At 60.0% G+C, this 18,722-nt stretch carries 17 protein-coding genes; 3 read left to right on the plus strand and 14 right to left on the minus strand.

All coding sequences use genetic code 11. From position 1 onward, the window contains the following. Positions 1 to 28: 28 nt before the first annotated feature. Positions 29 to 1,453, minus strand: coding sequence for an MmgE/PrpD family protein (locus tag OKW39_RS22275; protein WP_429563686.1), 1,425 nt, complete (start codon positions 1,451 to 1,453; stop codon positions 29 to 31). 365 nt (positions 1,454 to 1,818) lie between these two features. Between OKW39_RS22275 and OKW39_RS22280 the strand changes: the two genes are divergently transcribed. Continuing rightward, positions 1,819 to 3,018, plus strand: a complete 1,200-nt coding sequence (locus OKW39_RS22280; RefSeq protein ID WP_133665318.1) for a multidrug effflux MFS transporter — start codon at positions 1,819 to 1,821, stop codon at positions 3,016 to 3,018. A gap of 72 nt (positions 3,019 to 3,090) precedes the next feature. Here OKW39_RS22280 and OKW39_RS22285 read toward each other — a convergent pair whose 3' ends face one another. The 9 genes from OKW39_RS22285 to OKW39_RS22325 form a co-directional block, all read right to left on the minus strand. Then, the gene (locus OKW39_RS22285) at positions 3,091 to 3,810 is read right to left on the minus strand and encodes an ABC transporter ATP-binding protein (protein WP_133665319.1); all 720 of its coding nucleotides are present in this window, start codon (positions 3,808 to 3,810) and stop codon (positions 3,091 to 3,093) included. Continuing rightward, on the minus strand, positions 3,807 to 4,649 hold the full coding sequence (locus OKW39_RS22290; protein WP_133666915.1) for an ABC transporter ATP-binding protein: 843 nt from the start codon (positions 4,647 to 4,649) through the stop codon (positions 3,807 to 3,809). Before OKW39_RS22290 ends, OKW39_RS22285 begins: the two co-directional genes overlap by 4 nt. Beyond that, positions 4,646 to 5,539 carry a branched-chain amino acid ABC transporter permease gene (locus tag OKW39_RS22295; RefSeq protein WP_133665320.1) on the minus strand — a complete coding sequence of 298 codons (894 nt, stop codon included), beginning with the start codon at positions 5,537 to 5,539 and terminating at the stop codon, positions 4,646 to 4,648. The genes OKW39_RS22290 and OKW39_RS22295 overlap by 4 nt, the downstream gene beginning before the upstream one ends. 1 nt (position 5,540) lies before the next feature. After that, entirely contained in the window at positions 5,541 to 6,434 is an 894-nt protein-coding gene (locus tag OKW39_RS22300) for a branched-chain amino acid ABC transporter permease (protein ID WP_133665321.1), read from the minus strand. A gap of 10 nt (positions 6,435 to 6,444) precedes the next feature. Beyond that, positions 6,445 to 7,590, minus strand: coding sequence for an ABC transporter substrate-binding protein (locus OKW39_RS22305; RefSeq protein WP_166656297.1), 1,146 nt, complete (start codon positions 7,588 to 7,590; stop codon positions 6,445 to 6,447). Positions 7,591 to 7,737: 147 nt separating this feature from the next. Further along, entirely contained in the window at positions 7,738 to 8,676 is a 939-nt protein-coding gene (locus OKW39_RS22310; protein WP_133665323.1) for a LysR family transcriptional regulator, read from the minus strand. A 164-nt stretch (positions 8,677 to 8,840) separates the two neighbouring features. Then, positions 8,841 to 9,644, minus strand: coding sequence for an IclR family transcriptional regulator (locus OKW39_RS22315; RefSeq protein ID WP_429563687.1), 804 nt, complete (start codon positions 9,642 to 9,644; stop codon positions 8,841 to 8,843). Next, positions 9,637 to 10,389 (minus strand): IclR family transcriptional regulator, encoded by a 753-nt coding sequence (locus OKW39_RS22320; protein ID WP_429563688.1) that lies wholly within the window; start codon positions 10,387 to 10,389, stop codon positions 9,637 to 9,639. Before OKW39_RS22320 ends, OKW39_RS22315 begins: the two co-directional genes overlap by 8 nt. Positions 10,390 to 11,130: 741 nt before the next feature. Beyond that, complete coding sequence (locus OKW39_RS22325) at positions 11,131 to 12,285, minus strand: acyl-CoA dehydrogenase family protein (RefSeq protein ID WP_133665325.1); 1,155 nt, start codon at positions 12,283 to 12,285, stop codon at positions 11,131 to 11,133. 301 nt (positions 12,286 to 12,586) lie between these two features. Here OKW39_RS22325 and OKW39_RS22330 point away from each other — a divergent pair, with 301 nt between their 5' ends. Together OKW39_RS22330 and OKW39_RS22335 are read left to right on the plus strand one after the other, a co-directional pair. Beyond that, the gene (locus OKW39_RS22330; protein ID WP_429563732.1) at positions 12,587 to 13,507 is read left to right on the plus strand and encodes an SDR family NAD(P)-dependent oxidoreductase; all 921 of its coding nucleotides are present in this window, start codon (positions 12,587 to 12,589) and stop codon (positions 13,505 to 13,507) included. A gap of 54 nt (positions 13,508 to 13,561) precedes the next feature. Then, a complete protein-coding gene (locus tag OKW39_RS22335) occupies positions 13,562 to 14,440 on the plus strand; it encodes a MaoC/PaaZ C-terminal domain-containing protein (protein WP_429563689.1) in 879 nt (292 codons plus the stop codon). Between the two features lie 308 nt (positions 14,441 to 14,748). Here OKW39_RS22335 and OKW39_RS22340 read toward each other — a convergent pair whose 3' ends face one another. The 4 genes from OKW39_RS22340 to OKW39_RS22355 all read right to left on the minus strand — a co-directional run bounded on the left by OKW39_RS22340 (position 14,749) and on the right by OKW39_RS22355 (position 18,709). After that, on the minus strand, positions 14,749 to 15,417 hold the full coding sequence (locus tag OKW39_RS22340; RefSeq protein ID WP_429563690.1) for a glutathione S-transferase family protein: 669 nt from the start codon (positions 15,415 to 15,417) through the stop codon (positions 14,749 to 14,751). A 164-nt stretch (positions 15,418 to 15,581) separates the two neighbouring features. Beyond that, positions 15,582 to 16,736, minus strand: a complete 1,155-nt coding sequence (locus OKW39_RS22345) for an NADH-dependent flavin oxidoreductase (protein ID WP_429563691.1) — start codon at positions 16,734 to 16,736, stop codon at positions 15,582 to 15,584. 248 nt (positions 16,737 to 16,984) lie between these two features. Then, complete coding sequence (locus OKW39_RS22350; RefSeq protein WP_133665329.1) at positions 16,985 to 18,106, minus strand: NADH:flavin oxidoreductase; 1,122 nt, start codon at positions 18,104 to 18,106, stop codon at positions 16,985 to 16,987. A 90-nt stretch (positions 18,107 to 18,196) separates the two neighbouring features. Further along, on the minus strand, positions 18,197 to 18,709 hold the full coding sequence (locus tag OKW39_RS22355) for an isochorismatase family protein (protein WP_429563733.1): 513 nt from the start codon (positions 18,707 to 18,709) through the stop codon (positions 18,197 to 18,199). Positions 18,710 to 18,722: the final 13 nt, after the last annotated feature.

The following is an 18,722-nucleotide window of genomic DNA, read 5'->3' on the forward strand; positions in this document are numbered from 1 at the left end:
TCGCAGCCGCGAAAGCATGACCGGATTATCAAACCGGCTGGGAGGCGGTGCTCAGCGAACGAACCGCTGCAGAAAATTCGCTAACCTCGATGTTTTCGAGGTTCTGCACCAGTTCCCAGAACCGGCGTACCTCCGCTTCGCCCGGCGGGTGCGCCGATAGCGCGGCACAGTCGATGAACTTGCGCACGAGCAGTTCTTCTGAGATTGGGAAATCGGGGTGGCCAATGGCATGGCGGACAGTATGCCGGTAGCATTCGCCGCTGCGCAGGTACACAGCCACATCGCCGCCTTCGATCGTGCCGTCATGGGAGCGCTCGTCATCTGCCTCCCACGTAATTCGCTCGGCAAGTTCCAGTACGCGCGGATCGCGCATACCCTCCTCCGAGAACGCCCCGAGCCGCACGCTTCCATGATGGAGCGCCACAGCAGAACAGAACGGGAGGCTGCAAAGCGCATCGATCCTGAGCGTGGGCTGGCGCCGCTGCGCGGCAGGTTCGCAGAATCGCAGGTTGGTCGCTCCAACACGCAAGACGACCTTTTCGATCGCTTGTGGATCGACGCCGTGCTGGTCGCGAACTTCGACGAGTGCCTGCAATGTTGCATGCGTCTCGCGAGCTGAGGGCCAAGCCTTGATTGTGATCCCTTCCGTCTTGTAGTCTTGACCTAGCCTGTCGAGCAAGCGTGCGCGGTCGTATTCGCCGCGGAAAAAAGCGCCAAAGAAGCCGAATCGACCGTCAAGCGCGTCCGGGTCTCCGCGTAGACCAGCCTCAGCCATGAATGCCGCGGTGACGCCGTTACGCGCGGAGAAACCATCCCGAAGACCACGTACATCCGACCCCGGGCCGTAAAGGCATTGCAACGTGCTGCCTGTCTGGTGAAGTGTCAAGCCGTAGGCGGATTGCAACTGATCGGCGTTGAATCCCAGCGCCCTCGCCGCGGCCGACGTCGCGCCCCAGATCGCGACGATTGCCGGCCATAGCCAAACGTAGTCATAGAGCGATCCCTTTACTGCCAGGCCGACGCGGCATATGACCTCGTTGCCAAGAAGTACCGAGGAAATCAGTTCTCGCCCACTGGTTCCGGGTCGTTCCTCCGCCACGGCCAGCGCGGCGGCGAGGGTAGTCCCAGTGAGATGCGCCACGGCTTCATCGTGTGCGTCATCGAAATCATATTGATGTGCCATCGATGCGTTGGCGAACGCTGCGTGGGGAGCCGGCAGGCGCATCGGATGCCCGATAACAGTCCCGCTCGGCGTGCCGCCCCATTGCGCGAGCATGTGCACGATATGTTGCGCGTTGGCATGCGGACCGCCGCCCGCGAGCATCACACCTACCGTGTCGAAGATGGATCGCTTGGTGCTCTTCAGTGCGGCAGGCGGCAAATCCTCGAACCGCGTGCTGGCCACATAGTCCGCGAGAATCCGGCTGGCATCAGGCGTCGGGGTGCTTGTCATTTAAATCCTCGGTTACGAATGAATGGATGGGGATTACCTACGATCATTGCCGCATGGATGTCGCAACAAGAGGAAAATTGGCACTCACTTTTTAACGCTGGGCTACGCTTCGGTGCAACAAATGGCACACCCATTAGAGCAATCGTAGGCGCTCGGACATCCGGGGCCAATTTGAGAATGACGAATCCGCAATTCGCTGGCTGCGAACGGCGGGCGCCAAAACATAAAGTAATCCGTCATAGAGCCTATTGCTCCAGAGTACGGAACAGGTCGCACCGCCCGGTTGACTCCGGGACCCCACACCGTAATTCTCAACGGTGGCTTCTTATCGAAGTACAAGCCGGGTGCAACGAAAAAGGACTGCAATGAGTTCGGAGTGCGTCGATTCAATTCCAAGGATAGCGCCGCCCTTCTGGGTGCTGGTACTGATCGCGTTGGGTGGAACCATGGCCATGCACATGTTCGTGCCCGCGCTGCCAGATGCCGCTCAGTCGCTTCACGCGCAAGCGGGCCAGATGCAGATGGCTATCAGCATCTATATCATCGGGCTGGCCGTAGGCCAGCTCATATACGGGCCATTATCGGATTCGTTCGGCCGCCGTCCGCTGCTGATGATCGGGCTCATCGTGTACGTCGTGGGCGGACTGATCATCGCGCTCGCCCCGAATCTCTCGTGCCTCCTTTTTGGACGCCTGGTGCAAGCCCTTGGCAGCTGCGCCGGCGTGGCGCTGGGCCGCGCGATTGTCCGCGATACGTCAGACGGCAGCTCGTCAGTATCGCAACTTGCACTGCTCAATCTAATGGTCGTCATGAGTCCCGGCTTCGCTCCCATGATCGGGGGTTTCGTCGCCGGGGCGTGGGGATGGCGCATCATGTTCGCCCTGCTGTCGCTTACTGGGGCGTTCACGCTTGCGGTTGCGTGGAAACTATTACCCGAAACGCGCCGTGCCGCGCACCGAACCGATGCGGCAAATCTTGTGGCCGATTACAGCGCACTGCTCGGGTCCGCCAGATTTATGGGGTTCGCCGTTGGTAACGGCCTCGCAACGTTTTCGATCTATGCGTTTCTGTCGGCAGCACCGTTCATTCTTGTCAACGAATTACATCTTCCGTTGCATCTGGTCGGGATTTACATGGGGCTCATGATCGCCGGGATGGCGATCGGCAACGTCATCACAGTCAAGCTGGCAAAACGCGTATGCCCCGTGTCCTTGATGCGCGTGGGTTGCACAATCAGTTTTGTCTGTGCCTTCACGCTCCTTTGTATCCTGCTGCTTGGCCGGCTCGATGTGCGGACTGTGGTTTGCGGCATCGTCCTCTTCACCTGCGGCTCTGGCATGGTGAATCCCGTCGCGCTCGCGAATGCGCTGAGCGTCAATGACCGGTTGATTGGCTCAGCAGCAGGATTGTGCGGCTGCATCCAATATGCGGTGGGTGCGGTGTGTACTACTGTCGCAGCACTTGGCCCGAGCCCCGCGTTTTCAGCGCTGTTGGTCCTCGTCATCGCGACGGCGACTGCGCAATTTGCCTTTTTCCTCGCACTCGCAAAACGGCCTGCTCGATAGCAGGAACGACAGTTCGTACCTGAAAGCCCAGAGCGACGGCAATGCCGGTTAGCGATTCACCCCGCGCGCACATCATGTCGCTGCGCCAAGATACGCCTCCTGTATGACGCTGCTGTCCCGCAGTTCCGTGGCGGTGCCGCACAGTGCACAGCGGCCGGATTCGATCACATATCCACGCTGGGCCACTTGCAACGCTATGCTTGCATTCTGCTCGACCAGCAGAATTGTCATGCCGGCAGATCGCAGCTCCTCGATAGTACGGAAGATCGCAGCCACGATGAGCGGGGCTACGCCGAACGACGGCTCATCCAGAATCAGCATGCTAGGGCGGCTCATCAACGCACGTGCAATCACGAGTTGCTTCTGCTCGCCGCCGCTCAGCGTGGTCGCCGTCTGTGAGCGGCGAGCACCAAGCACGGGAAACTGGTCCATCAGTTGCCGCATATGGTCGCGCACATCGGAATCGCGGCGTCTGACATACGCCCCGAGCAGCAGGTTCTCCTCGACCGTCAACGACGGCAGGAGCCCACGCCCCTCGGGCACGAGCGCAATCCCCGCTTCCACGCGCTCATGCGTGGGTGCCTTCGTGATATCGCGATGCGCGAAGACAATGCGCCCGGATCTCGGTCGAACCGCGCCGGCAATCGCCTTCATCAAGGTCGACTTTCCTGCGCCATTCGGTCCGATCAGGCAGACGGTCTCGCCGGCATGAACTTCTAAGCTGATTCCGTGAATGACGTCTGCGCGACCGTAGCCGCAATGGAGGTCATCCACCTCGAGAAGCGTCGTCATCGCGCACCCTCCTTCGGGCTGCCGAGATAGGCTTCGTGAACGAGCGGATCAGCCTGCACCTGCGCCGGGGTGCCGCTCGCAAGGAGCGATCCGAAATTCAGGACCCAGACATGCTCGGCAATGGACATCAGCAAGGTCATATCGTGTTCCACTATGACGAGGTGGCACCCGGTTTCCGCAACGATACGCAGCAGAAGGTCACCGAGACGCGCCTTCTCCACAGCATTCAGACCCGCAGCCGGCTCATCGAGCAGCAATACCGCCGGCTCAGAACTAAGGGCGCGTGCAATTTCGACCATTCGGCTTTCCCAGAGCGTGAGCTGCGAGGGACGACGCCTGCGCATGGCGACCGCGAGGCCTACACGATCAAGCGCTGCGTGTGCTCGCTCGCGGCTTTCGGCTGACTCCCACCATCCCGGCAACAGCTTGCCTCGCGTGCGTTCTTGCTGACCGCGCACGGACCGCGCAGCGAGCAAGACGTTCTGCTCGATATTGAGATGCTCGAAGAGCCGGACGCCCTGAAAAGTGCGCGAGAGCCCACGCCGGTATATATCGTCCTGGCGCAGGCCAGTGATGTCGTTTCCTTGCAGGAGGACGCGTCCATGGTTCGGGCGCACCACGCCTGTCAACGCGTTGAACAGTGTCGTCTTGCCGGCCCCGTTCGGCCCGATGATGGCGTCGATGCCGCGATCGGCAGGAATGTCGATCGAGACGTTAGACAATGCTTTCACGCCGCCGAATGCGACGCTAACCTTATCGATCGACAGCAAGGAGCGGCTAGCCATGCAAGTCACCGACGTATCGAGCGGAATGGATGGCGTCAATGCAGAAGTCGTCATCGGGGTTCCCCTCTCGTGTGAAGCCGCCTGTATATCCCTGATGCAACTCGTTCGACAACAGACGAGAGTGACGCGATCGCGCCGTGCGTCAGCAACCCTCCTGGACGTATGATCAGCAACAACAGCGTCGCGCCGGCTGTGAAAAGCAGTCGGAATTGACCGAGTTCGCGAAGGAGTTCCGGTATCGCGGCGAGCAACAGCGTACCGGCCAGTGCACCCCAGAAACGATCAAGACCGCCAAAGACGATCGGCAACTGAATCGCTATCAGCAACGCAAACCCGAAATCGTCCGGACGCATGAACAGCACGTAGTGCGCGTAAAGGCCGCCCGCGAGCCCGCCCAAGCCGCCACCCAGTGCGAAGACCGTGAGCTTGGTCGCAACGACCGGAATACCAAGCTGAGGCACGATGAATTCGTCATCCGCAATCGCCGTCTTCAGTCTTCCGAGCCGAGTCCGATCGAGCACGCAGAACCCTGCTACGATCAGGACGAGAATGCCGGCGGACTGTGCCAGCGTCGTGTTCGGTGGGATCTGCGCGAAGCCGAGCGTCGCACCGACCGCTTCTGTGTTGTTCAAAATGATGCGCAGTGACTCCGCGAAACTAAGACTGAAGACGGCGTAGGCAAATCCGCTCAGCCGGACGCGCGTCGCCAGCGAGTCGACGACGAGCGCGCCGACGGCGGCCATCCCCGCCCCGCCCGCCAGCGCAAGCTCGAACGTGACGTGGTAATCGCGAGTCAGGAGAGCGCTCGTATACGCACCGATCGACATATACCCGGCGATGCCAAGATCGAGCTGCTTCATCGAGAGCGGCAAGTAGTGGCCAAGCGCGGCAATGCACAGGATGCACTGGAGCGTGACGAAAGCCTCGAAGGCGGAAGCGGCCATATTAAACCCGTTGTGTCAGGCGTCGGCCGAACAACCCTTGTGGCCGCATCATGAGGATGGCGATCATCAAAACGTACGCGAAGAGGTCGCGATAAGACGTATCCAGGTAGCCCGCCGCGAACGCCTCGACGAAACCTAGCAGGTAGCCACCCACCACCGCGCCCGGAATACTGCCCAGCCCAGCAAAGAGTACGATCGCCAATGCCTTGAATTGCAGCGGCTCGGCGAAATGCGCATCGATCGCTCCAATCGACAGCGCCAGCAGGACGCCTGCCGCTCCGGCAAGCATCGAAGCCAGCGCCATCGTCCTGGCAGAGGTGGCGTTCACGCGCACACCAACCAGCGAGGAGACATCTTCAGAATCGGCGACGGCACGCATCGCACGGCCGACCCAAGTACGCTGCACGACAACCCTGAGCGTCAAGACGAGCGCGAATGTCAGGGCAAAAATCAATACCTGGCCGACGGTGAAGTATGGTTCTGCGCCGCCCACGTGCAGGCGAATGACGGTCGATGCAAAGGTGTCTGGGTAGGAAATCGGCTGGCCGGAGAGCACCGTCAGACGCAGCGTTTCTTCGATGATGATTGCGACGGATATGGAAGTCACCATCGGGATCAAGTGATTCTGACCTCGAACCGGGCGGATGGCGATCCGTTCGATCACCACACCCAGGACAGCTCCGGCAAGCGTCGCAACTACAATTGCAGCGACTGCGCTATTCGTGACTTCGATGACGCCATATCCGATATAAGCGCATGCTGCGAGCACAGCTGCATGTGACAGGTAAACTACCCGCAGTACTCCGAATATAAGGGTGAAGCCCACTGCAACTAGCGCATAGCTGCTGCCGATTGTGATGCCGTTGATGAAACTCTGGCCTAACGCGCCCATCATGACACTCCCCTCAGTCCTTGACCAGTTCCCATTTGCCACCGTGCGATACCAGCACTTGAGGCAACTTGAAGACGTAGCCCTCAGGCGTCATCGAAACGGTCCCCGTCAGACCCGTCCAGTCACGAACCGCGGCCAGCGTCTCAATGAACTTCTTTCGATCCGAGGCGCGATTTGCGGCATCGCCCTTCAATTCGGCACGCTCCATCACCGTCTTCGTCATCATCATCAGGTCGTAGGGCAGTGCCGCGACCCATGATGGCGCGCGACCGCCCGATCGGCTCTCGTATTTTTTGATGAACGCCTTCACGCGCGGGTCGGACGAACTAGCCAGATCCGCCTGGGCATACCGGTAGACACCTTCGAGGATATCGGGGGGCAATGAGCCTACAAGCGCGTTGTATGCAGACTGCGTCAACATCACATGTGCGCCTGAGCGGGATTTGCGCAACTCTTTCAGCAGGCCCACGGCCGATCGATCAAGTGTGGCCAGAATCAAGAGGTCGGCGTTGGCGCTCGCCGCGCGGTTGATCTGCGGCCCGAAATCGACGTCCTTACTCGAAACGGACAGCGTGTCGACCGGGATGCTGTCGTGTGCCAATGCCTTGACGATGAGTTGAGCGTAAGAGGTCGCCGCGTTGTCCTCCTTCTCGACAATCAACGCCACCTTTTTTGGCTTGAGCTTTTTCGTGATGAAGTCGATCGCGACCGGGGTGGTCACGTTGACAGGCGTGGCAAACGAGAATGCCCATGGGCGGTTAGATGCCGTAAGACCGATAGCGGGAGCTGCGGGCGCGAACGCGGGACATTGCATGCTGTTGGCGACCGGGAAACCTACCTGTGCCTCATGCGACAAGGCAGGGCCAACCACGATCAGTGCATCATTGCAGGCTTGCCTGATCAACGTGGCAACCTGTCCGGGGTTGCTTTGTGTGTCCATCATCGTCAACTGAACGGGCCGTCCCTCGATCCCCCCGCTATGATTGATGTCTTCTACGGCGATCTCATAACCCAGTTTGAGGTCGAGACTGTACCCCGCGTTGACACCGGTGAGGGGCAACAACGCTGCGAACTTCCAGGGCTGCGGCGACTGGGCCAGGCTTGGCCCTGCGATTGTGCTGGCAAGCAACGCGGCAGCCAGCTTGGCTCGAAGCTTCATCTGATGTCTCCTCGTTCTCTCTTTTAACGCCATACATTGACTCGAAGCCTAAGCGCTTCGGTCAGGGGCGCCAACTTGAGATTTACGAAGTTTCGATTCGCTGCCGGCGAATGCGTGTGCTCGATGCCGCTACGCTTCGTCAGCGAGTTATCTTTGAGCGGCGGCCGGCACCTCTGGGGGCCGATCCAGCAACTGCTTGAGCAACATACCGGTTGCGGGCCCGATCGCGCGGCCCCTCGCCGTCGCGATGTGGATCGAGCGGTTGGCCCACGGCTCCGCAAAGTTCACCGCCGCAACTTCATTAAATAGCTTGAAGTCGAGCAGACATTCAGGCTGCACAGTCACGCCGAGGCCTGCCTGCGCCAGGCTGATCGCGACGCCCGCGCTCTGCACACTGTATTTTGGTTTGAATTCGCGCCCAAGCCGTTTCGCCGCTTCCCGAAAACCGCTCAGCATCGCGCCGGCGACGATGACATTTTCCGGAAGGAGGTCTTCGAATGTGACGCTTTGCCGGTGGGCTAGCGGATGCCCTGCAGGTACGACGACGACCATGCGGTCTTTGCGGTACGGGACGATATCGAGGCCGTCCAGTTCGAGTCCAGGCGCCGCCGCGAACACACCAATGTCGGCTTCACCCTGCGCTACATCCTGCACGATCCGGGCATTCTCGACCTCATGCACGACCAGATCGACGAGCGGAAATTCGCGCACGTACTCACCCAGTTCCCGGGCCAGGAACGGAGCAATAATCGAACGCGCGGAGGCAATGGTTACGGCGCCACGCACCCCTTCACAGAATCCGGCAATTTCCGCTCTCGTATCATCGAGCTTGGAAAAAACTGTCCGGATGTATCGCAGGAGTACTTCGCCCGCCGGGCTCGGTACCACCCCCTTCGGGCTGCGCTCGAGGAGCTTTACGCCCGCGATCTCTTCGAGGTCCTGGATTCGTTTCGTCGCGGCCGAGGCAGCAATGTTCTCCCGGATTGCCGCACGCCCGATCTGCTGCTCTTCGACGGCCGACAAGAAAAGCCGCAGCGTGAAGAGATCAACCTGCCGGATGAAATAAAGTCTGTTAAAAGAGCTCATTGCCGTGGAATCATTAACGCAGAGGGAATCATGATGTTGTCGCCTGGTTTGCCCTGCCTCCGCTAGTTTGTGCCGGGGCCGGCTCGATCGCCATGGGCGTTAATCCCAATGCAGCCGGCGGCCTGATAACTCGTGCGCTAACAGCGCGCGACACACGATAAGTGTCAAGGTTCACAGTCGATGTCAGCAAGCAATTCTGGGACTTTATGCGCGGCCAACTTTAGCGCCGGTATCACCTTTTTACGAATTGCCGCCATATGTGGTTCAAGTTCTACAGCGCCGCAACTCAACGCCATCAACGTGCGCGACCGCCCGACGTGGATTGGCAGTGCTATCCCATAGGCGTTGCGCTGATACTCTCCGACCGACATGCATACACCAGACTCCCGCAGATCATCAAAAGCCACCTCTATACCATTGCGCACAGTTGCCGCGGCGCCGCCGGCTGCATTCAGGATAGCGGTCATGCGAGCGCGGCGCTCGTCCGGTGGGAGCGCATAAAGATAAGCACGACCAACGGAGGTCGATTCCATCGGAAGCACCGTGCCTACGCCGAGCCGAAGCGTGGCGATTCTTGCACTGGTTCGACAAGCGATGTAAAGCATATTCAGCTGGTGGGGCACCGCCAACGCAACGCATACATCAAGTTTGTCCGCTAGTTCCTGCATGAATGGATTGACGCGGTGCGTAACAGGGTTCGCCTCGAGATAGGCGTAGCCGATGCTGAGCGATCCCGGTCCCAGTTCGAACTGACGACCGCCTCCGACTCGCCGTAGATAGCCGATGCGGATCAACGTCGATGTCAACCGTGACACAGTGGCCTTTGAGAGGCCCGTTCGACGGACGAGCTCGGCGTTTGACAGCGGGGCTCGCTCCGCACGGAATGCGCACAGGACTTCCAGGCCGCGCTCGACGGTGAGCGTGACGTTTTGCGAATCGCTCGCGCTTGTCATATTTTCCTCAGTCAACAAATAGCGCCTTTTCCTGCAAGGAACGTGCGGCGGCGACAAGCCTAGGCGCCAATTCGCGCTCCAATCGTGCGCGCCCCATGCGTGCGCTATGACCAATGCATGCGAGCACGAGTGGAGCATGGTCGGGAATGGTCAACGGTGCGGCGACGATCGAGAGCTCAGGCTCCCATTCACCCAGCGACGCGCAATAACCGGTGTTGAGCGCCTGCGAAATTCCCTCGCTGATGCGGTGCCGCAGGTGCGGCCAGTCGCGCCCTGCCTTGCGCTCGATATTGCCAAGCAGATAGAAGCGTTCCAGCTCTGGCAATGCCGAAAGCAACGCCCATCCCATCGGTGACGACGCGATACTCAGACGCGTGCCGACGTAGAGTCCAAGGTCAACTGACGCCGCTTTGCCAGCGCATGTTTCGAGTACGATCACGTCGAGACGGTCGCGCGTCCCAAGCACCACATAGGTTTCGTTTGCATCCGCAAATGACTGCATTCCGAGACGGGCCAGACGCTGGACGTTCGAATGTGCGATTGCCGCGTATCCGAGGGACAAGACGGAAGCCGACAAGCGATATTTGCGCCGCTCCGGCGAATAGCGCAGGTACCCCAGCGTCAGGAGCGAGCGCAGCATCCTGGAGACGGTCGGCGCCGGGATGCCTGTCTCGAGCACGATGTCCTGATTGCCGAGCCATGGCTCCTGCGGCCTGAAGGCCGCCAGAACCGCGATGCTTCGTGCCAGGGGCACGACCATCGCTCCTCCACAGGCACCGTGGGCACCGGCCCCCCGTTCCATCGCTGCAGCATCCAGCCCCGCCTCTTCCCGCGCGGCGACAGATGCGTCGCCATGATGTGTGCGCAATGACATTGATCACCCCGTTTATAGTCAAGTGAATGCCGTAACAAGCATACGGGTCGGAGGGCAGACAACCTGTTCGGTACTCGGTGTTCAACAATGCATCTAACGAATCGATGGCGCAGCTCGTCAATGATCTTGCGTCAACGTTCCGTACATCGGAAGTATCGCGCTATTCGAGGCCTTGGCCATTCGGGGATACCCGTCCCCGCTCCGTCGCAAACGATTGATAGCGCTTGCCGTTCTCTCGCCCGAGTGCGGAACAGATGTTCCGGCGTTTCCTGACGGAGCGTTCCGGCTAGGAAACCCGCATGGCCGGGCGCCGCGGTCCTGGCGGGAACACGCACCAGGAGCCGTCCTCGTGCCGAAAGAAACAGATGGCTACGAGGCCCGTTGCCGCTTTCGCTTCGACGCGCACGTAACGCCCGCACGCCAAGCTCGAAAGTCTGAATAAACGTACTCGGACCGGTATCGCTCTGTTCGGTGAGAGCCAACTTTCAACTACCTCACGTAACGACCTTCTCGCGCTTTCCATTTGCATCTCCACCGCCACGGAAACCATTCGGTTGCTCGGGGCTGCCGCCCCGCCCGCTCCGTTTCCGCCTGGCACGCATCGCCGGCCATGCCGGCTCCAACTGATTAATGTTCCGCTTCCCGGATCATGTTTCGAGCAATCACAAGTTGCTGGATCTGGCTCGTTCCCTCGAAAATGCGAAAGAGCCGCACATCGCGATAAAAGCGTTCAATGCCGTACTCGCTCATATAACCTGCCCCGCCATGAATCTGGACTGCCCGGTCAGCCACACGCCCGCACATTTCCGAAGCGAAGAGCTTCGCGCAGGAGGCCTCGGTGCTGACCTTTTTCCCCTCGTCGCGACGCCGCGCCGCGTCGAGTACCATACAGCGCGCCGCGTAGAGCTCGGCCTGACTATCGGCCAGCATGGCCTGTACGAGCTGGAAGTCAGCGATCGGCTGACCGAACTGCTTACGCTCCATCGCATAGCGCAACGCATCGTCAAGCATCCGCTGCGCGACGGCCACGCATATGGCAGCAATATGAATCCGGCCCTTATCCAGCACCTTCATCGCAGTCTTGAATCCGTTACCTTCAATGCCGCCGATCAGGTTGGCAGCCGGTACGCGGCAGTTTTCAAATATCACGTCGCAGGTGTGTGCGCCTCGCTGCCCCATCTTTTTGTCGCGCTTGCCGAAGCTGATGCCCGACGCGCCTGCCTCGACTATGAATGCCGAAATGCCGCTTGCGCGCTTGTCTTCGGGGTTGGTCCGGGCCATAAGCGTAAAAATGCCAGCCTGCGGCGCGTTGGTAATAAATCGTTTCGTACCATTGACGACGTAATCGTCGCCATCACGAATCGCGGTAGCCCGCAATGAAGCAGCATCGGAACCGGCCTCTGGCTCGGTCAACGCGAACGATGCAATCAACTCGCCTGTAGCCAGCCGCGGCAAATACCGCGCCTTTTGCTCTGGCGTACCATCAAGAAGAATCCCCTGCGAGCCGATGCCCACCGTCGTGCCGATCAGCGAGCGGAACGCGGGCGAAGCGCGACCCAGCTCGAACATCGCAAGAACTTCCTCCTCCATCGTCAACTGCAGGCCGCCGTACTCCTCGGGAATCGTGATGCCAAAGAGACCCATCGCCTTCATGTCTTCGATGATGTCCTGTGGAATCTCGTCGGTCTCGGCCACCCGTTCCTCATTGGGGATCAGGCGCTCTCGTACGAATCGCGCGATATTGTCGCGCAGAGCATTCATCGTTTCGATGTCTCGAATCATGGTGGTGTCGTTGCTCGTGTGGGTCCATTGACGACTTCATGCTCCGATTCAAAGCAGTTAGCGTCAATCACATCTGCAGGCATGTTCCGTACTTTGACATCAACGACGGCAGCGCCAATATCCTTCGGCGCCGGACCGCCTGTTGTTCCGGCCCCGCTCAATGCACTTTTGAAGTACGGAAGGCTTTGCCTCACGCGTTGACAGCGAACGTCGGTGAGCTCCACTGTGATGGATGATCCCGCTGCAGGTAGCAGCACCCGCACATCACACCTGTGGCACTGACAGTTCTATGGAGACATGCATGACAAACAAAGATCTGATGGCTGGCAAAGTGGTGATCGTCACCGGCGCCGGCGGCGGCATCGGCCGCGACATCGCGTTGCTGATGGCACGGTATGGCGCGCGCGTCGTGGTGAACGATATCGGCGCCTCGCTTCAGGGTACCGGGCGCGATACGACGCCAGGCGAAAGCGTCGTTGAAGAGATTCGCGCCTTCGGCGGTGAAGCAGTCGCCAACACGGATAGCGTGGCCGACCAGGGCGCGGGTGCACGGATCATATCGCAGGCACTCGACGCATTCGGCCGAATCGACTGTGTCGTCAACAATGCCGGCATTCTTCGCGATCGATTTTTCCACAAGATGTCGGACGAGGAATGGGATGCCGTGTTGAAGGTGCATCTTTACGGCACGTTCAGTCTCAGCCGGGCCGCCGCTCCTTACTTCAAGGATCAGGCAGGCGGAGCATTCGTGCACATGACTTCCACCTCGGGGCTCATCGGCAACTACGCACAGGCCAACTACAACGCCGCGAAGATGGGCATTGCGGGGCTCTCGAAATCGATCGCGCTCGACCTCGAAAAATTCAATGTTCGCTCGAACTGCATTGCGCCATTCGCTTTCAGCCGCATGATCAGCTCAATACCGACCGACACGCCGGAGCAAGCGGCGCGGGTGGAAAAGATTAAGCAAATGACACCAGCGAAGATAGCTCCGCTTGCCGTCTACCTCGCAAGCGACACCGCTCGTGAAGTGAACGGACAGATTTTCACCGTGCGCAACAACGAAATCTTTTTGATGAGCCAGCCTCGCCCACTGCGTTCCGTGCATCGCAGCGAAGGATGGAGCCCGGAGACAATCGCCGAGCACGGCATGCCGGCGCTCAAATCCTCATTCGTTCCGATGGAGCGTTCAGGCGATGTATTCAGCTGGGACCCGGTATGACACTCGCTATGGCCATACCGCGCAGGCCAACGGCGATCGGCAACGGAGTTTGACATGGCCATCGACTATCACGGGCTGAAAGCCTGGCGATTCGACGATGTCCGACAGGACTACAGCGAACGCGACGCGGTACTTTATGCCCTCAGTGTCGGCTTCGGAGTCGATCCGCTCGATCGCCGAGCGCTTAGCTATACGTACGGCCCATCACTGTCGGTCGCACCGACTCTGGCTGCGGTTCTCGGCTTTCCGGGACAGTGGATGAGAAATCCCGAGAGCGGCATTGACTGGGTCAAGGTCGTGCACGGCGAGCAGCGCGTGCGCCTCTACGCCCCATTACCGCCAGCCGGCACGATTATCGGCCGCACACGCGTCAAAGCGATCGTCGACAAGGGGCGCAGCAAGGGTGCACAGGTACTGATGGAGAGGGATGTCATCGATGCCACCAACGGCAGACTCCTCGCGAAGGTCGAGCAGTTGAATTTCTGTCGTGGCGATGGCGGCTTTGCGGAGAACGGTCCGCCAGGCGACCCCCCTCTGCCGCCCGTGCCGAACGTCCCCGAACGAGAGCCTGATATCGTTTGCGACTTACCGACTAGACCCGAGGCTGCACTGCTTTACCGGCTCAATGGAGATCCTAATCCGTTGCACGTCGATCCCGAAGTGGCGCGGGCCGCCGGCTTCGAGCGGCCAATCCTTCACGGCCTCGCGACGTACGGTATTGCGGGGCATGCAATTCTGCGCGACGTCTGCGGCTATGCCCCCGGACGTCTCAAGATGCTCTATGCACGGTTCTCCGCACCTGTGTTTCCCGGCGAAACCATACGCACCGAGATATGGACACTCGACGAACCCGAAGGCCGCGTCTATTTCCGCTCGCGCGCCGTCGAGCGAAACGTCGTCGTGCTGATGAATGGCGAGGCCGAGATCGACTGACACGTAGACCGCGTTAAATCTGTCACTGTTGCGACAGTAAATGTGTCGCAACGCTCGGCCGGTTGCGAATCGTCGGTCTCGGCCACACTCTGCTGGGCGCCGCGCTACGATGCTCCCCGCCACAGTGCAAAGCGCATGAGCCGTAGTCGGCCATCTACGGCGGACCGCATCGCGTCCAAACGGACACTCAGGCGTCCGCTCCAGTCGCGCCAAACTTTCATGCTCACGACGGCGCATCCGATTTTTCGGTTCGTCCCCGCAATCTACGACTGAATCAACGCTGCGGCGTTTTGGCGAGAGCCACGCACCTATTGCAGGATCAGCGCATGTTGCCTGGAAAGCTGCTCCCGAAAACGGACCGCGTAGTCGGCGCCCACCGCTGCTGCAACGCTGGGTCGGGACCTCAACGTTTGTCGCCACTTCTCAATCTTCGGAGCGTATTCAAAAAATACTGACGTACGATCCGCAGGGAGACAATCGAAAAAACGACTCAGTGGGGCCATGGCAGCATCAACCATGCTGAAAAACTTGCCATTGAAGTACGGTCCAGAGGAAACTTCGCCCTCTATCTGACGGATCTTTGCACGGAATGTGGTTTTTTTGCTTTCAAAAACTTCCATATCGTTCGCGTTGAGCATCAGCCAGACGTCCGCGTACATCGATGAGATGTACTCCGCCCATGCTCGATCGCGCGCGCGGTCAAAGGCATTTGATGGGTGCAACGGCGGACCTTCCTGCGACTCTTCAAGGAACTCGCATATCGCCGTGCTTTCGAAGAGAACAGCTTCACCACCGTCGGGGCGCGACGCGATCAAAAGAGGTACCTTGCCCGTTGGAGATTTCTTCAGAAACCATTCGGGTTTCTCTGACAGATCAACGTTGACCCGATCAAATGCTACCCCTTTCTCCCCAAGCACGATTGCGGCACGTTGGACGAAAGGGCACAGGTGATGGCTAACCAATGACAGCGGTTTCATTTCAGTATTGCTCCTCCAGGAGCTCGGTTTCCCCATCGTGAGGATGTAAAGGGAAGGCGTGCTGGCCGGAGTTTGAGCTCCGGCCTTCTCGCTCCTGGCGCCGGGAGGGCTCGTCACGACTCTCCTGGCGAACGTCATCGAACCTTCCCGGACACCTGGTCAGCTCATTCCGCAACCACCGCTTGCGTATCGAGCGAAAACCAACCCTTCGTCGCCTGAATCACTTCCCACAGATTGTCCGGAATCGTCAGCTCTGGCACTCGCGACGAATCCAGTGTGGTGGCAATCTCCGCCGCCCGGCCATCGCTCGCAAGCTCGACCCAATCCGGATTCATCACCAGCGCCTGTCCGATCGCGACCAGCGAAAGCCCCGATGCCAACGATTTGACGGCTTCATCAGGCGTGCGGATCAAGCCCGCTGCAACTAGAGGTATGCGGCCACCGACATGTTCAACAATCAACTCGGCGGTCGTATGCTCGCCCGTATAGTCCAGCGGCCTGGCATTCGGGATATCAAAGAGCGAGGCGTGGATGTAATCGACACCGCTCCCGATCAGCGCGTCAATCAGGACATAAGTGTCGACCATCCGCAGTGCGCCTTCGCCGGGTTCTTCAGGTGACAGGCGATAACCGAGCAGGAAGGGCCGCCCGGCATGTTCCGCGATGACGCGCTGCACTTCACGCACGACCGCGAGTGGAAAGCGCATGCGGTTTTCCAGAGAGCCACCCCATTCGTCGTGACGCTGGTTGAAAGTTGGCGAAAAGAAGTTCTGGATGAGGAATCCATGCGCGCCATGCAATTCAATACCATCGAAACCTGCCTCGATGGCCCGGCGTGTTGTCTCGCCAAACGCACGAATGATTTCCGCAATTTCGTCGTGAGTGAGGGCCTGACTGGTCACTTCGCCGTCGTTGAACGGACCAGGAGGCGCCTTTAGCGCGCTGGCACTGACCACCCGAGCGTCCGGAACCAGATGCGGCACGGCCTTGTTGCCAGCGTGGAAGATCTGCAGGATCGCCGGCGCACCACCGCTTTTTGCCGCCTGCGCGAGACGGCGCAGGCTCGGAATAAACCGGTCCTCATGAGCAGCGAATTCGCCGGTAAACCCGATGCCGTTTGCCGTCACGTGGGTGCAGCCGGTCACAATCATGCCAACGCCTTCGGCTCGGGCGCGATAGTAGGCCACCTCCTGATCGGACACCGTGCCGTCGGCATTGGCGGACCAGGTCGTCATTGGCGCCATGACGGAGCGATTGCGAAGGGCAACGCCGTTCCCGAATGCAAACGGCTGGAAGAGTGGCGATGTTCGTTGCGTCATAAGAGTCGATTTGATTATGATCAGCGACAACCAGCCGTCGCTACCGCGTAAGGTTCGAATGAACCTATACCGGCGTCGGCGGACCGTGCGAGATCCAGTTGGATTGTTTGCAGAGAGGGGGCTTTCCCGGAGCTTGCGGATGGAGTACACCCGATAGTGCTTTCGGATGTACTCGGACCCGCAGCTTCAGGGCAAGCCAGGCGCCGGAGTCAGAACAGGGTGGTGCGTCGTCCAGTGGTGGTACGGGTTCAGACCAGCTCGGCCAGCGCGGCCGCACTGAAACTGTTCAACTCGTCGTGTGCGCCGCCCAGCACTTTCGCTACCCACCGCGGATCGCCGAGCAGCGCACGACCCACCGCGATCAGGTCGAATTCCTCACGTTCCATACGCTGCACCAGGGCATCCAGGCTCGCCGGCGCCGCTGTTTCGCCGCTGAAGGAGGCCGTGAGATCGCTGCCCAACCCGACTGAGCCAACGCTGATCGTGGCCGCGCCGGTGAGCTTTTTGGCCCAGCCTGCAAAGTTGAGGCCTGCCTCGCCGTCGAATTCCGGAAACTCCGGCTCCCAGAAACGGCGTTGCGAGCAGTGCAGGATGTCTACGCCGGCCTCGACCAGCGGAGTAAGCCACGCACCCATGCGCTCGGGCGTGTCAGCCAGGCGCACCGAGTAGTCCTGCTGCTTCCATTGGCTAAGGCGCAGGATGATCGGAAAGTCTTCGCCCACGGCTGCACGCACGGCTTTCACCACCTCCGATGCGAAGCGCGAGCGCTCCTCGATGGTGCTGCCGCCATATCTGTCGGTGCGCTGATTGCTGCCGGCCCAGAAGAACTGATCAATGAGATAGCCATGCGCGCCATGAATCTCAGCGACATCGAAACCCAGACGTTTGGCATCCGCCGCCGCGCGCCCGTAAGCGGCGATGGTGTCGGCGATGTCCTCATCGCTCATCGCCTTGCCACGGCTGTCGCCCGGGCCGACCAGACCCGACGGGCTTTCCACGGGCACGCCCGGCTCCCATGCAGTCATCGGGCTTTTCAACGAGCCGACGTGCCAGATCTGCGGGCCCATCTTTCCGCCCGCGGCGTGGACCTCGTCGATCACATGCTTCCAGCCGTTCAGTGCCGCCGTCCCGTGGAAAAGAGGGATGTTCGGGTCGTTGCTCGACGCGGGGCGATCGATCACGGTGCCTTCGGAAAGGATCAGGCCCACGTTGTTTTCGGCGCGGCGCCGGTAATAGGCCGCGACGTTCTCGCCAGGGACACCTTCGGGAGCGAATGAGCGCGTCATGGGTGCCATGACGATGCGATTTTTCAACGTCAGGGACTTGAGCTTGAACGGCTGGAACAACGGCGCGACTGAGAGCTTGTTCATGAGGGAAACTCCTGAAAATAATATTGCGTATCTATGTGATGCCATCTATGCGGTCAACGGTCGCAGCGCGCCCGGGCCTGGCGCAAGCGCTCAGCCGAGCAGTGCACCGATAGCCTGGAAAACAGCAGCGCTATCCGGCGAGGAGAAGGTCTCGAGCAGACTCGTCGAGAGCGTGAGCGTCGAGGAGATAACCGCGCCGGCCGCGCGCATCTGTTCGATGGCCGCAGTTTCGGTGCGCTCGGTCCATCCACCGCAAGCGTCGATCATTACGTGCACTTCGTAGCCGGCGTTTCGTGCACCTAAAACAGCATTGAGGACAGCGATTTCGGTCAGGACACCGCCGACCACGAGCACCGGTCTCTTCAGCGCGCTGATATGTTGAACGGACTCCGCGTGGCCAAATAGATGCGGCCCATTGCGGGTGACCATAGTCGCCGAAAGCCCGTCGACCTGAAGTTCGGGGATGAGCTTCGTCTCCGCGCCGGTCGGTATGGTCGAGACAAATGCCGGTGCTCCAACATCCCTGGCTAGCGTCGCCAATGCGCGCACCGATGCCTGAAGGCGCTCCAGCGGCAGGGTTTTCGCTGCAGGGATGACATCGATCTGGAAATCGAGA

Origin of the sequence: Paraburkholderia sp. MM6662-R1, assembly GCF_050436245.1 — a bacterium.
GTDB classification, from domain to species: Bacteria; Pseudomonadota; Gammaproteobacteria; order Burkholderiales; family Burkholderiaceae; genus Paraburkholderia; species Paraburkholderia tuberum.

What these genes read in the sequence shown, in the direction of transcription:
- OKW39_RS22275 (WP_429563686.1), bottom strand. Translation starts at nt 1,453, where the DNA reads ATGACAAGCACCCCGACGCCTGATGCCAGCCGGATTCTCGCGGACTAT.
- OKW39_RS22280 (WP_133665318.1), top strand. Translation starts at nt 1,819, where the DNA reads ATGAGTTCGGAGTGCGTCGATTCAATTCCAAGGATAGCGCCGCCCTTC.
- OKW39_RS22285 (WP_133665319.1), bottom strand. Translation starts at nt 3,810, where the DNA reads ATGACGACGCTTCTCGAGGTGGATGACCTCCATTGCGGCTACGGTCGC.
- OKW39_RS22290 (WP_133666915.1), bottom strand. Translation starts at nt 4,649, where the DNA reads ATGACGACTTCTGCATTGACGCCATCCATTCCGCTCGATACGTCGGTG.
- OKW39_RS22295 (WP_133665320.1), bottom strand. Translation starts at nt 5,539, where the DNA reads ATGGCCGCTTCCGCCTTCGAGGCTTTCGTCACGCTCCAGTGCATCCTG.
- OKW39_RS22300 (WP_133665321.1), bottom strand. Translation starts at nt 6,434, where the DNA reads ATGATGGGCGCGTTAGGCCAGAGTTTCATCAACGGCATCACAATCGGC.
- OKW39_RS22305 (WP_166656297.1), bottom strand. Translation starts at nt 7,590, where the DNA reads ATGAAGCTTCGAGCCAAGCTGGCTGCCGCGTTGCTTGCCAGCACAATC.
- OKW39_RS22310 (WP_133665323.1), bottom strand. Translation starts at nt 8,676, where the DNA reads ATGAGCTCTTTTAACAGACTTTATTTCATCCGGCAGGTTGATCTCTTC.
- OKW39_RS22320 (WP_429563688.1), bottom strand. Translation starts at nt 10,389, where the DNA reads ATGGTCGTGCCCCTGGCACGAAGCATCGCGGTTCTGGCGGCCTTCAGG.
- OKW39_RS22325 (WP_133665325.1), bottom strand. Translation starts at nt 12,285, where the DNA reads ATGATTCGAGACATCGAAACGATGAATGCTCTGCGCGACAATATCGCG.
- OKW39_RS22330 (WP_429563732.1), top strand. Translation starts at nt 12,587, where the DNA reads ATGACAAACAAAGATCTGATGGCTGGCAAAGTGGTGATCGTCACCGGC.
- OKW39_RS22335 (WP_429563689.1), top strand. Translation starts at nt 13,562, where the DNA reads ATGGCCATCGACTATCACGGGCTGAAAGCCTGGCGATTCGACGATGTC.
- OKW39_RS22340 (WP_429563690.1), bottom strand. Translation starts at nt 15,417, where the DNA reads ATGAAACCGCTGTCATTGGTTAGCCATCACCTGTGCCCTTTCGTCCAA.
- OKW39_RS22345 (WP_429563691.1), bottom strand. Translation starts at nt 16,736, where the DNA reads ATGACGCAACGAACATCGCCACTCTTCCAGCCGTTTGCATTCGGGAAC.
- OKW39_RS22350 (WP_133665329.1), bottom strand. Translation starts at nt 18,106, where the DNA reads ATGAACAAGCTCTCAGTCGCGCCGTTGTTCCAGCCGTTCAAGCTCAAG.